The organism is Arthrobacter sp. FW306-04-A (assembly GCF_044358315.1).
Lineage (GTDB): Bacteria > Actinomycetota > Actinomycetes > Actinomycetales > Micrococcaceae > Arthrobacter.
In genome coordinates, this window is sequence record NZ_CP084559.1 from 1,858,336 (window position 1) to 1,870,832 (window position 12,497).

Below are 12,497 nucleotides of genomic sequence, written 5' to 3' on the forward strand. Positions count from 1 at the left end.
GTTGGCGTCGACGAGCGTGCAGTCGAAAGCCGGGATTGCAATTAGGACATCGACTTATTCACCGGGCGCGATCGTTGACTAGGTGTATGAGGCCATGACGTTGGTGACACCGATTCGGGCTTTGGCGGCTGGCGGCTGATTTCCGACGGCGGTGTGTGGTCGGTGGTAGTTGTAGTGGATGTTCCAGACGGAGAGGGCCTCGGCGCGCTGGGTCTCTGAGGTCCATTCGCGGGCGTAGAGAAATTCCTCGGCCAGGATCCGGTTGTAGCGCTCGACTTTCCCGTTGTGCCGGGGTGTGTACGGGGTGATGCGCTGGTGCCGGGATCCCTGAAGGACGTGGGCGAAGTCGTGAGCGCGGTAGCAGGCCCCGTTGTCCGTGACGATCCGTTCGATCTGGGCGATCCCGTGGGCGGCGAAGAATGCCTTAGCGCGAGTCACGAATCCGATCGCGGTGCGGGCCTTCTCATCTGGCAGGGCTTCGGTGTAGGCCAGTCGGGTGTGTCCGTCGACGGCGGAATGCAGATACACGTAGCCTCCGCGGGCTCCCTTAGTCTTGGCGCGGTCGACGGCCTTGGCCTGGATACTGCCGCGGCCGTGGATCCGGTGCCCGCCTCCGTCGGAGATTCTCCCGACCTTCTTCACATCAACGTGGACCATATGGCCCAGCCGGCGGGCGACAATCTTCCGCGGTTCGCGATTCGCTTCTCCGTTGGGATCGATGAACTTACGTCGATTCAGCCCCAGGGCCTTCAGGTGCCGGGACACGGTGCGGCGTGAGACCTGCACTCCTTCCTGGGTGAGTTCGAAGGCGATCCGCGAAGCGGACCACTTCCGTTCCCGCCGCATGGACTCGATCCTGAACACCACTTCTGCGGGGGTTGCTGTAGGTTGCCGGTGCGGAGCGCTGGAGTGGTCGAGTAGACCGAGTTCTCCGTGTTCCTGGTGCCGTTTGACCCATTTCGAGGCGCAGGTGCGGGAGATGCCCATCTCGGCGGCGACGTGGGCGATCGGACGGTTCTTGCATCGTTCGACCAATCGACGGCGTCCTTCGATAGTCGACGGGGCGTTGCGATGTGACATGGGGGTCCTTCTCAGACGCATTCATCAGTGGCCCGACGTGGTGCCCGGGAACGAGGGCAGGTCAGGGCGGTGTCGCCGTCGGCGATTGGCCCGCGATTCGACCTCTTTTCGAAGCCGATCAGTAGGAGATCCGTGCTCGCCGGGTCGTTTGTCGCGGAATGATTCTGGTCGGCAATGAATGCCATTGTGGAAGGACGGACGCGGTCCCAGCCAGGATCTGGTCTGCGTGGAGACTGGCGGCCAGGGCTGCTTGGTCTTCCACTGGCTGTGCGACAGTGCTCAAGTGCAGAAGGGAACTGATGGGGTGATCATCGATGCCCACAAGGGAGACGTCTTCCGGTGTTGCCAGGTCATGCTCCTCTAGCGCCTTGAGGGCTCCGAAGGCGATCTCGTCGCATCCGGCGACCACCGCGGTGGGGCGGCCACGGTGGCTCAAGAGCTCATTCATGGCGCGGTAGCCGCCATCGATCGAGGTGCTCGTGGTGACGACCAGGTCCTGGTCCGTCTCCACGTCATACTCCGCCAATGCCCGCTCATACCCTGTCCGGCGTGCGGTCATGGTGCTGTCGGTTCCAGCCAGAAGGGCCACGTTCCAATGCCCGAGGTCGAGCAGATGCCTGGCTGCGGTCCAGGCGGCGAGTTCGTCATCGATCCCCACCGTGTCCCACCGGTCCGTCGCCTGGCCCATCTGGATGACGGCGACGCCTGAGTCCTGCAAGACGTCGACTTGTGGGCCTCCGAGGTCCAGTCCCATCACCAGGATGCCCTCGGCATGCCTTGTCACCTGGGCCAGGAGGGGATCGAGCTCGTCCGTGCCGGGAATTGCCGGCCCGAGTTCTTGATGGAGGCTGAGCACGGTGGAGGCGATTCCCCGCTGCTGAAAGATGCGCTGCGCGGTGTTCGCGGCCTGCGCGTAGAACCACGAGGTCAGGGTGGGCACGACGATCTTCACGCTCATGGGGGTTTCGCCGGCAACGAAGGGTACGGGGTGGTAGCCGAGTTTCCCCACCGCGGACGACAGACGATCAGCCTGGTGCCTCGGCAGCCCCGTCCCACCGTGGAGCGCCTCCGAGGCGTCGAGGACGGAGACCCCGGCGAGCACGGCGACGTCGTAAAGAGTGGCGGGCTGCTCAGACAACGAGACCCCCTGCGCGGACGATCTCAAACACGCCGTAGCCGAACGGTGCAACCGTGACAGTGCCGCCGTCGGCGAGCACGACGCCGTCCGCTTCCAACGGGCGTGCTGTGAGGCCGCGCAGCTCGGGCAGGGTGAGCTCGCGGACGGCGCCTGAGGGGTTCACGACCACAAGGTGTCGTTCTCCTCGGCGGTAGACGAAGGGATAGCCGGCCGTGAGGACGGTGGTGGCCGCCGTGGTGCGCAGCTCCGGGGTGGTGCGGCGCAGCGCGAGGAGGCGACGGACGCGTTCCAGTGTCGAGGACGGCTCGCCGAGCTGCTGTGCGACGGCGGGACGGTCCGGTTCGGGGTCCTGCGGCAGATAGATCTTCCCGGCCGGCGCGGTGGAGAAGCCGGCGTTCGGCTGGCGGTTGTCCCATTGCATGGGGCTGCGGCAGCCGGCGCGGTTGAAGCCGGGGCTCCATTGGCTGCCTTCGTGCACGGGCAGGCCGGTGAGGTAGCGCATGCCGATCTCCTCGCCGTAGTAGATGGACGGCACCGAACCCCAGGTCAGGAGGAAGGTGAACGCGGCACCGAGTTCCCGGGGCGTGCGGGGTGCGGTGTTGAGTCGGGAGTAGTCATGGTCCGAGGTGGGCACGACCACCAGGCGGTGCCCGCCGGAGCCGTCCTGGTGTGCCTGCCAACGGGTTAGGAAGTCACCCAGCGTGGTCTCGGGGTCCGGGGCCGTGGCGTCGAAGTAGCAGGCTGAGTGGTCCGGGAGGGTGGAGAGGGTGCCTGCGCCGCCATTATTGAAGAGCAGGCCGTGGGCCTTTTCGATGACCAGGAAGAAGTCCGCATCGAAGCCTGCAGCTGCGCCCTTGCCGGGGGCCAGTCGGTGGTCGTTCTCCGGGACCAGCACGGCGTGCGGGTGGGCGGCCTTCACCCGGGCGGACAGTTCCGCCCAGAGAGCGACGGTGGCGTCGAAACCTTCGTCGTCCTTCACCAGCGAGTACGCCATGTCCACGCGGAATCCGGCCACGGCGCGGCTCAGCCAATAGTCCATGATCTCGAAGAGGGCGTCCAGGTTCTTCCGGGGCCCTGGGGCGTCCACGCTCCGCCGCCACGGCTCGGATGGGTTCAGGCGGGCGTAGCCGAAGTTGAGGGCCGGCTGCTCGTCGAAGAAGTTCTTCAGGTAGTAGCCAGGCCGCGGTCCGGGGGACGGGACGAAGCCCTCGCCTGGGCGGTCGGACCAGATGTACCGGTCGTCCGTCTCATCCTGCGCGGAGGCCTGGAACCAGGGGTGGTCCACGGAGGTGTGCCCGGCCACGAGGTCCAGGAGCACACGGATCCCGCGCTTCCCGGCCTCGCCGATGAAGCGTTCCATGTCAGTGTTGCTGCCGTAGCGCGGCGCGATTCTGAGGTAGTCGGCGACGTCGTAGCCGGCGTCACGGAACGGTGAGGCGAAACACGGGTTGAACCAGACGGTGTCAATGCCGAGCTCCGCGAGATGGTCCAGATGCGCGATCGCTCCGGGCAGATCGCCGATCCCGTCACCGTCGCTGTCGGCGAAGGAAGGCAGGAAGATCTGGTAGATGACCGCGTCGTCAAGCCAGGTGGTCATGTCAGGCGTCCTTAACGGAGTAGGAGGAATCAAGCCAGCGCCGCAGCGTCTCGCGCGCACCGTGGGCGTGCAGAGAGCGGAGGGCCGTGGTGTAGTGCGAGGTAAAGACTGGGTCATTGGCGAGGTCGCCAAAGAGGCTCTCATCCCGCAGGAAGGCCAGCGGCTCTTCGCGGTTGCGCAAAGCGCGGTCGGTGACTGCATCGCGGCGGCGATCGACGACGTCGATCGCCGCACCGTGCTCGTCCATGCCTTCCGCGTACCGTGCCCAGGCCGCGACCACCAGGGCGGCCAACGGCGTCGAGCTGCCCTGCGCGAGCCGCTCATGCACCACGGGCAGCAGGAAGGCAGGGATACGGTCCGAGGCGTCCGTGGCGAGCCGGGCCAGGGTGTCCGCGACGGCCGGGTTCGCGAAGCGCGCCACCAGGCCGCGTCGGTACGCGTCGAGGTCCACACCCGGCACTGGGGCGAGGGTGAGGGTGGCTTCGTTCTCCATATATGCCAGGAGGAAACGGGAGAACAGCGGATCCTGCGCGGCCTCGTGCGCGTAGCGGTACCCCGCCAGGATGCCGAGATAGGCGATGGCCTGATGCCCTGCGTTGAGCAGGCGCAGCTTCATCAGTTCATACGGGAGCACGTCCTCCACCAACTGGGCACCGGAGGCCTCGAACGGAGGCCGTGCTGCCGGGAATTGGTCCTCCAGGACCCATTGGGTGAAGGGCTCGCAGACCACGGGCCAGGCGTCCTCCACGCCGAATCCCTCAGCCAGCCCGTCCCGGTCCTCCACCGTGGTCACGGGCGTGATGCGGTCCACCATCGAATTTGGGAAGGCGACGTTCTCCGCGATCCATTGGCCCAGTTCCGGGTCCCGGTGGGCGGCGAATTCGGTGATCATCCGGCGCGCGAGGGTTCCGTTGCCCTGGATGTTGTCGCAGGACATCACCGTGAACGGCGCGATGCCGGCCCCCCGCCGCCGTGCCAAGGCTTCGGTGAGGAAGCCGAAAGCGGTCTTCGGGACTGAGCCCGGTGTCAGGTCGGCTTTCAGACCGTCGTCGAGAGAGAGCTCACCGGTGGCGGGGTCCGCGTGGTAGCCGCCCTCCGTGATCGTCAGGGACACGATCCGGATGGCCGGATCAGTAAGGACGGCGAGGACCGCCTCCGGGTCCTCCGGAGCGAACCTGTAGTCCAGCATGGAACCGATGACACGCGGCTCCAGAGTACCGTCCGGGTGTTTGGCTACCACGGTGTACAGGTGATCCTGACCGGCGAGGGCGTCACGCATGCCTTGATCGAGAGGCAACAGGCCAATGCCGATCAGACCCCAGTCCTGAGCCAGGCCTTGCTGGAGGAGCGAGTCGAGGTAGCAGGCCTGGTGCGCGCGGTGGAAACCCCCAACCCCGATATGAGCGATGCCCGGGGTGATGGTGCTGCGGTCATAATCGGGCACGGTTACACGGGGGTCAAGCCCGGTCAGGGCATCTGAGCTGAGTCGGGTCATCACTCCAGGTCTTCCATCAAGCAGGTTAAGGACAGCTCGATTATGAGCAGGAAGCGAGAGGAACTGCACGCCCGAATGGGCGCCTTCAAATGCCCGGTTCGTGCCCGACTCGGAGACCTCGAAATTGCGGAGCCGCAAGGGGGTTGCAGCAACCGCCCTGAGCGAACGGACAGGCTCAGATACGCAGAACCCGCGGACCCAACGCCTCGTAGCGCTTGGCCTCGTGGACAGAAAGGCCCTGGTCGGTGACGATGGTTTCGAAGTCGGGGACCATGGCGAAGCGGCAAAAGCTGCTGACGCCGAACTTGGTGTGAGTGCCCACCAGCACGCGCCGGCGTGACTGGTTGACAGCCGCGGTCTTGATGGCGGCCACCGCCGGGTCCGGTGTCGTGAGTCCGTGTTCGCGGGAGATCCCATTAGCGCCGAGGAACGCCACGTCGATCTGGAGCTCGCAGAGCATGCGCAAGGCCCAATGATCTACAGTGGCGAGGGTGCGCCCGCGCATCCGCCCGCCCAGGAGCAGGACTGTCACGCCAGTGCTGGAGGCGAGGGCCTGAGCTGCCGGCAACGAGGCTGTGACGACCGTAAGCCGGGCAACGGAGGCGAGTTCCTCCGCGATGAGCCTCGGCGTGAAGCCCTCGTCGAGATAGACCGACTCGGCACCGTGCAGCAATGCTGCCGCGGCCGAGGCGATGCGGCGCTTCTCTCGCACATTCGCACTCGCCCGGTACCCGGCATCAGACTCGAACCCGGTGGTCTCCACCGCCACAGCACCCCCGTGCACCCGGCGTAGCACACCCCGTTCGACCAATGCGCGCAGGTCCCGGCGGGCGGTCTCCACGGCAATACCGAAGGTGGACGCCAAGCCAGCCACGTCCACCTTCCCCTCCGCACGAGCCAGGTCCAGAATTCTGAGCTGACGTTCCTGTGAGTCCATACAACTATTGTGATGCCCACACGGACCGCTTCTGCATCAGATCGTGTCCCGTCAACAACCTCATGACCCGCAACAACTAGGCGTAGTGACACTGGCCATGCAAGGTCCCCACAACGAGCTCGAGCTTACGATGCTTCAGGCAGCCGAGTGTCTGCCGCAGGGAATTGGTGGTGAGAGCCCGCCGATCAAGTCACGGGTCTTGCCATCGCGGCAGTGTCAGCGAGCTAGAAGAAGCTCCTCAGTCTTCAAACCATCCGACTATGTCTTCGAGCTGAGAGCTGACACACTCCCAGGGTCGGTTGAGGTCGAGGGTCCGCGCACCTATCCGATTGCCTTGGATAACGACGTCCAGGTCGGGCTGCTCTACGGCATCGGTCCGCGCGTAGAGGAGCAGTCCGCTGACGGATCCGTCGCGCCGGGTGTCCTCGTTCTTCACATATGAAAACACTTGGTGCAGATTCGTCGAATGTACGGTCGCCTTGCCCCACGCTCCGGTCTGCATCGAATGGCTGTAGTACTTCGCGTCGATGATGAGAGTGCGCCCGCGGTTGCGGAGAGTGATGTCCGTACGCATCAAGGGCAGTTGCAAGCTGTCGCCGCTTGGCTCATCGAGGTCCCAATCAACCGTGGGCGCGCCGGGGGAGAGCTCGGAATGGTGGACTGTGTAGTACTCGCGCAGGAACCGCTCGTACAGAGCGCTCATGGCATCATCCGAAACCCACGACCTGAGCTTTGAGCTTCCGGAATCCTGAGTGGGGAGGAGTCCGCGGACGATAAGCTCGCAGACGCCGAGCAGCAGCCGGTAAGTGGCGTTGGCGCGGTGGTAGGTGAGCGTGTCCCAGCGGATCGACGTCGGTGCCACCAGCGTCACGGCGTCCAAGTAGGGCAGGAGCCGCCGTAGCGCATCTTTGCGCGCCACGGCGACATCGCTGTGGCGGATGAGGAGCACAATGACCGACTTCAGTGCCCGGTTATGGGGCGTGTCTGGTTCGTACTCGTCGAACTCACACACCAGCCGCCCACGGGTACTCGAGCGGGTGGCAATAGTCCGAGTGACATCGATCCGGCCGTGGACGGTGGCGATCTCGTCGCTGCGGTGAAGGTAGTCTCGGTGAAGGCCGCGCTTGACCTGCGCGCCGACTCCACGCACAAGGATCTTCGCAAGCAGGTCGTGAAGGTGGTCGAATCGCTCGGCGGCAATCCTGTCGTTGCCATCACTTCGGATCGCCCGGAACGCATACGCCATCATCACGTACACGTTGCGAATGATGATCGAGCGATCGGTCATGCGAGGGCACTCCGGAGCCTGCCTGCCCACTCCTTGGATTTGATGGGCTCGTCGAACCAGTACTCGTCGAGCAGTGGAATGAGTTCGTCCTCCACGACGGAGTACAGCCACGCGTCGTCGGCGTCGGTGCCCGCAGGACGTGTGAGGTAGCTGTGCCCGATCGCAAATCCCTGGCCGAGCGCTGGGTCGTCGGTGATGGTCCTGTTGAGGTCGACGACGACGGTGATGAGGCGATCGAGGGTGGGGCTGCCGGCCTCCTGCTGCCACCGGCTGAATCCGGCCGAGTCGAATGCGGGGGGTATCTCGAAAAACCCGAAGCTACGGCGCAGTGCGTAGTCGAGGACGGCGAGGCTGCGATCTGCGGTATTCATCATGCCGATGATGTGGACGTTCGCCGGGACAGAGAAGGTCTCGTTCTTGTAGACCAGGCGTAGCTCTTGTCCGCGCTTGTCGGCTTCGATGAGCATGAGCAGTTCGCCGAAGATCTTGGAAATGTTGCCGCGGTTGATCTCGTCGACGATGAAGAAGTTGGGCCGGTCATCGTCGTCGGCGCGAGCTTCCTCGCAGAACCGATAGAACGCTCCCTCGGCGAGAGTGAACCCGCCTGTCTCGGTGGGTCGGTAGCCCATCATGAAATCCTCGTAGGAATAGCTCTGATGGAACTGGACTGTCTGGATGCGGCTCGGGTCCTTCACGCCCAGGATCGAGTATGCAAGGCGCGTGGCCGCGAAGGTTTTGCCGACGCCGGGCGGACCGGCGAGGATGACGTTCTTCTTTCGCAGCAGCAAGGAGTGCAGCCGGTCGTAGCCGGTCTCGGAGAGATAGACTTCGCTGAGAAACGCGGCCTTGTCGTAGGACGGGAGCGGCACCGCCGGGACAGGCGGCCCTGGCTCGACATCGCCGGTGACGAGAGCCTCAAGTATCTCTAGGTAGTCGCGGTACGGAGTGATGTCGGTGAGCGTTTTGGTTGCCGCGTCTCCGGGGTGCTCCCAGGACCCCGTGTGGGTCCACTTCACCGAGCGGACGTGGCGGAACGAGGCGCGGTCCGGTTCGAACCGGGCGTCGGAGGTGACCTCGCCGCGACCGACGATCTCACGGCGGCCGCGCTTGGCGTAGACGATGTCACCCACGGCGATCTCGTTCTGGAACTGCCACACCGCTAGGACGGCGTTCCTCATTGAACCGCCGCTCTCCTCGACGTCGAGGGCCTGACGGATCGCCCCCGGCTCGGGTACGAAGCTAGGTTGTCCAGCCCATCCCAGCCGATCGCCATGATGTCTCTGGTCGAGAACTGCTCCCACTCCGAGGCTTGTGCTCCGGGAGAGTAGAGCCAGTAATGGCGGGAACGAGGTTCGGCCAACGTGGCGACATCGGTGGCGGCAGGGTCGGGTTCGCCGGCGGAGGAGTCCCAAAGCTCCTCCACGCCCGGTGTCCAGAAGTGGAAGGGTCCCTCGACCGAGCGGGCGAGGGCGGTGCGGATAGCCAGCAGGTCGCGGTCTATCGACGCAGGGTCGCTGCCCGTCGCTCCGCCGATTCGATCGGCAAGTCCGTCGCGGATCTTCTGCTTCATTCCCGCGGAAGCGATTGGTTCGAAGATATCGGGACGGGCAAGGAATTGCAGCGCGTTACGGATGTCGGAACGGTCGTTACCAGAAGAGAGCATGGCTTGCTGTAGCTTCCACGGATCGGTGCGGGCAACCTCACGCTCACTCTCAAGTAGGCCTTGCCAGTAGCGGACGAAGGAAGCGGTCCATGTGACGTGCCGCCACATCGCGCCGTTATACCAGGAGCCCGGTCTCCGAGCATGTGAGTGATCACCTCACCGGCCTCACGCGCCATCGCCAAGTCAGGGGCCGGTCGCGATGAGGCGGTGGCCGCGTCATGATCGTTGTCGAACCGTTCGTTAGTCATGTCTGCATTCTCCTTGTTCGCCGCGTCCTCGGCGGGTGATCTCGATCGGGCAGAGCGTAAACGCCCTCGCAACGGCCTGCGCAAGCTTTGCATCTCCCGCGGTTAGGCTCCAAGCGAGGTCGCCGGGCACACCCAACGCTGCATCGTCTGTACGCATTACCCCACCCCCGGAAGTCTGGAGGAACATGCTGGCCGAGAAGGTCTCAGTACGGCCTTCTGTACGGGTTGTGTCAGGGGTGTCTTCTTGGCAGAAAGGGTTTCGGCCCGCGAAACAGGCTCGGGCGATTGCTCTTCTCGATCTCTGTGATGGTGATCCAAACGCGGGGCCAGGTTGAGGCGCTTTTTGGAAGGCTGGTCTGGGAATTTATTCGTCAGGTTCGAGGGTGGTGGCTGCGTCGAGGGCGTCGTCGACGACGATGAGGTAGTTGTCCCGGCTCGCTGCCAAGGGGATGGAGTGGTCGCCGTATTTGTTGTAGGCGAGGTCGACGGCGTCGTTCGCGTTGCCGATGTTGAGCCTTCGGAGGAGCCGGGCGATGTCGAGGGTGTCCTTGTCGCGCTCGGCGGTGATCTTCATTGCTAGGAGGGTTTCGTGTCCGCGGCATGAATCGTGAGTCCGCCCAGTTGTTCCGAGGTCACCCGGGTGGCGTTGTCGGGGAGGAACGCCGCTGCGTTGGAGTTCAGCCAGTCCGGGGACAGGTTGTAGTCTGCGGCCATCTCGGTGACGACGGTGTTGACAGCGGCGGGGTTGGCGTAGCTGGCGTCGATGTCGGCGGTGGGGCGGTTGCCGATTCCTTGGAGGATGAGCGCGGCGCCTCCGACGAGTTTGATGTCGCCGTGGACACCTTGGGCCTGCAGCCGTCTGCCGAGTTCGTGGAGGAGGGCGCGGATTTGAGCGGCGGTGAGTTCTCCGCCGGTCATGCGGTGGCCAGGCTGTGTTCGCGGATGAAGACGTTCAGGGCGGCGAGTTCGGCTGGTGTTTCGGACATGGTGAGTTTCTTCATGGGTTCCCTGACGGTCCGGTAGGACTCGGCCGGCATCCATGCTTCGTTGAGGGCTTTTACGCGTTTGGTCCAGGACGGTCGGGGTTGCCCGAGGCGGTGTGCGGTGTAGTTGGTGATCCCGGCCAGGGCGGCGGACCAGTGCGGGTCCTTGAGCCGGGGGCTGCGCTGGAGCAGCGGCCGTCCGGCTTTGAGGGATGCTGTGGCGTAGTCGGCGAGCATCTTGATAGCGAACTCGAAATCCCGTGCGCCGATCAGCTGGGTAAACGTTTCGGCGTAGTCCCGCCGTGCCGGGTCGTAGTCGCTGCCGCGGGGCATAGGGTCGGAGGCGGTTAGCGATAGCCCGAGGGTGTGGAGGACGGCCATGGTCTTGCCGAGTTCGGCCCGTTCGTGGCCGGCTTCGAGATCAACGATGAACTTCCGTGAAACCCCGGCGGACTCCGCGAGTGACTGTTGCGAAAGCCCGCGCTCCTGGCGCCGCGCGCGAATGATCGCGCCGGCAGCGGCGGGCGTGTCGATGCTGGCCATGTTCGTCAAACGTCCTTCTTCGCCATTTCATTATGTCACCGAGTGGTGACAACAATGGCCGGTCGGACTTGTCCATCAACGAACTATGTTGCTTGATGCGTTGGTACTATCGGGCATGGACATGAACCGGCCTCTTCCAGAAGACAGCGTCCGTCGGCTGGGGCAGTCGGCCGATGAGGCGCACAACTCCAAACCGGACGGTGCCCGGCAAGGGCCCGAGTTGGACCCTCGTCGTCACGGCCTCCGTCCTGATGTCAGTGCCGGCTTGAACTTCGTGCTGCGCCACGATGCTGGGTTGTTGAAGCGCCTTGAGGAGGCCTGAGTTCGCGGCTTGGTCCGACTCCGGAACGGAATGGTGAAAGGAGGCATCGTGGCGGCGGAGACATTAGAGGAGCTCTTGGCCAAGCGGCCTGTTGACCGGGTTGCTGTGGACGCCCGCAAGAAGCTCCTGCTAGATGAGGTCAATGCGTACCGGCTTCGGGGGTTCCGCGAGGCATCGGATCTGACGGAGGTCGAGTTGGCTGCGCGTCCGCGTGCGAGCCAGAACAGGGTGTCCCGGATCGAGCATAGTGACATTGATTGATCGTGCCCAGGCCGATACGCTGCGGAAATAGGTGGAAACGGTCGGCGGCCGGCTTCGCGTCGAGGTTGAACTCGGCGGCGAACGGATCCAGATCGCCTGACCCGGCAACCCGTTCCTGTACGTTTGAACAACTTGGGTGCGGCCGGGGAACGGGTTCAAAAGTGGGAAAGAGGGGTGTGCACAATGTGCACACTCTGGCCGTCGGACTGAGCCGTACCGGTGCCGGACTGGACCGTACTCGGCATGTTTTCGGGGGTTCCCGGTGTTTTCAAGGCCTGGAATGCGGTTCGAGTCCCACCTCGGGCACAGTGTTGTCGCAGGTCAGAGGGGTTTTTGCTTTAACGTGTTGACAAAGCTTGTGGTCGCGTCGCTCTGACGGGTGGTTCGCGGGCTGTGGCCTGGCCGCCGCGGTGGCCTATTCAGGTGTGTGGGTGGCGGGATCAAGACCCTGGCTGGTGGGCCCTCCGCCTGCTGTCGTGGGGTTATGCAGTTCCTCGTTTCCGTTCTGTCGGGTTGGCCCGGGGTTGCCTAGACCTATTCATGGGCCAGGGGAGCGGGAACGACATGACGTCGCCGATGTTGATGCGAAACCTGCTTTGGACGTTCGTCCTCGTCCGGTGGGGGAGTGACACCTACCCCGTTTGACCTGTCAAACAGGGTGTGGACAGTGTCCACACCTATGTCTGCTTTTTTGAGGGGTGCCTTGCGGTGGTAGGCGCGCGAGACGCTGCGAGGAATGGCTTTCGGGACGGTTCATCCACGGCTAGTACTGGTGATCTCAGGACCTCGGCTGAGTCGATCTCACAGCACCTGCTGCAGCGATAACACTCGCAGCAGGTGCCGGACATCGTGCTGGTGCTGCCTCAATGCCAGTGTGATGAGCTGCCGTTCCGGCCTTGTGCCCAGGTACAGCTTCGGACGCTCAGATTTGTCGTGTCCACG

General features: G+C 64.3%; 12 protein-coding genes. 1 reads left to right on the top strand and 11 read right to left on the bottom strand.

Going from position 1 to position 12,497, the window contains the following annotated elements; translation table 11 throughout:
* Nucleotides 1-78: 78 nt before the first annotated feature.
* The 11 genes from LFT43_RS08480 to LFT43_RS08530 all read right to left on the bottom strand — a co-directional run bounded on the left by LFT43_RS08480 (nucleotide 79) and on the right by LFT43_RS08530 (nucleotide 10,972).
* Nucleotides 79-1,080, bottom strand: coding sequence for an IS481 family transposase (locus LFT43_RS08480; RefSeq protein WP_395802222.1), 1,002 nt, complete (start codon nucleotides 1,078-1,080; stop codon nucleotides 79-81).
* 118 nt (nucleotides 1,081-1,198) lie between these two features.
* Nucleotides 1,199-2,218 carry a LacI family DNA-binding transcriptional regulator gene (locus LFT43_RS08485; RefSeq protein WP_395802224.1) on the bottom strand — a complete coding sequence of 340 codons (1,020 nt, stop codon included), beginning with the start codon at nucleotides 2,216-2,218 and terminating at the stop codon, nucleotides 1,199-1,201.
* Nucleotides 2,211-3,815 (bottom strand): alpha-amylase family glycosyl hydrolase, encoded by a 1,605-nt coding sequence (locus LFT43_RS08490; protein ID WP_395802226.1) that lies wholly within the window; start codon nucleotides 3,813-3,815, stop codon nucleotides 2,211-2,213. Before LFT43_RS08490 ends, LFT43_RS08485 begins: the two co-directional genes overlap by 8 nt.
* 1 nt (nucleotide 3,816) lies before the next feature.
* Nucleotides 3,817-5,310, bottom strand: coding sequence for a mannitol dehydrogenase family protein (locus tag LFT43_RS08495; RefSeq protein WP_395802228.1), 1,494 nt, complete (start codon nucleotides 5,308-5,310; stop codon nucleotides 3,817-3,819).
* Nucleotides 5,311-5,485: 175 nt separating this feature from the next.
* Entirely contained in the window at nucleotides 5,486-6,247 is a 762-nt protein-coding gene (locus LFT43_RS08500) for a DeoR/GlpR family DNA-binding transcription regulator (RefSeq protein WP_395802230.1), read from the bottom strand.
* A gap of 238 nt (nucleotides 6,248-6,485) precedes the next feature.
* Nucleotides 6,486-7,535: a 5-methylcytosine-specific restriction endonuclease system specificity protein McrC gene (gene mcrC, locus LFT43_RS08505; protein ID WP_395802232.1), complete on the bottom strand. Its 1,050-nt coding sequence runs from the start codon at nucleotides 7,533-7,535 to the stop codon at nucleotides 6,486-6,488.
* Nucleotides 7,532-8,713, bottom strand: a complete 1,182-nt coding sequence (locus LFT43_RS08510; protein WP_395802234.1) for an AAA family ATPase — start codon at nucleotides 8,711-8,713, stop codon at nucleotides 7,532-7,534. Before LFT43_RS08510 ends, mcrC begins: the two co-directional genes overlap by 4 nt.
* The gene (locus LFT43_RS08515) at nucleotides 8,710-9,306 is read right to left on the bottom strand and encodes a hypothetical protein (RefSeq protein WP_395802236.1); all 597 of its coding nucleotides are present in this window, start codon (nucleotides 9,304-9,306) and stop codon (nucleotides 8,710-8,712) included. The genes LFT43_RS08510 and LFT43_RS08515 overlap by 4 nt, the downstream gene beginning before the upstream one ends.
* A gap of 504 nt (nucleotides 9,307-9,810) precedes the next feature.
* On the bottom strand, nucleotides 9,811-10,020 hold the full coding sequence (locus tag LFT43_RS08520; protein ID WP_395802238.1) for a hypothetical protein: 210 nt from the start codon (nucleotides 10,018-10,020) through the stop codon (nucleotides 9,811-9,813).
* 2 nt (nucleotides 10,021-10,022) lie between these two features.
* Nucleotides 10,023-10,364, bottom strand: coding sequence for a DUF6036 family nucleotidyltransferase (locus LFT43_RS08525; protein WP_395802240.1), 342 nt, complete (start codon nucleotides 10,362-10,364; stop codon nucleotides 10,023-10,025).
* Nucleotides 10,361-10,972 carry a type II toxin-antitoxin system Y4mF family antitoxin gene (locus LFT43_RS08530; RefSeq protein WP_395802242.1) on the bottom strand — a complete coding sequence of 204 codons (612 nt, stop codon included), beginning with the start codon at nucleotides 10,970-10,972 and terminating at the stop codon, nucleotides 10,361-10,363. The genes LFT43_RS08525 and LFT43_RS08530 overlap by 4 nt, the downstream gene beginning before the upstream one ends.
* A gap of 370 nt (nucleotides 10,973-11,342) precedes the next feature.
* Here LFT43_RS08530 and LFT43_RS08535 point away from each other — a divergent pair, with 370 nt between their 5' ends.
* On the top strand, nucleotides 11,343-11,555 hold the full coding sequence (locus LFT43_RS08535) for a hypothetical protein (RefSeq protein ID WP_395802244.1): 213 nt from the start codon (nucleotides 11,343-11,345) through the stop codon (nucleotides 11,553-11,555).
* The last annotated feature ends 942 nt before the right edge of the window (nucleotides 11,556-12,497 follow it).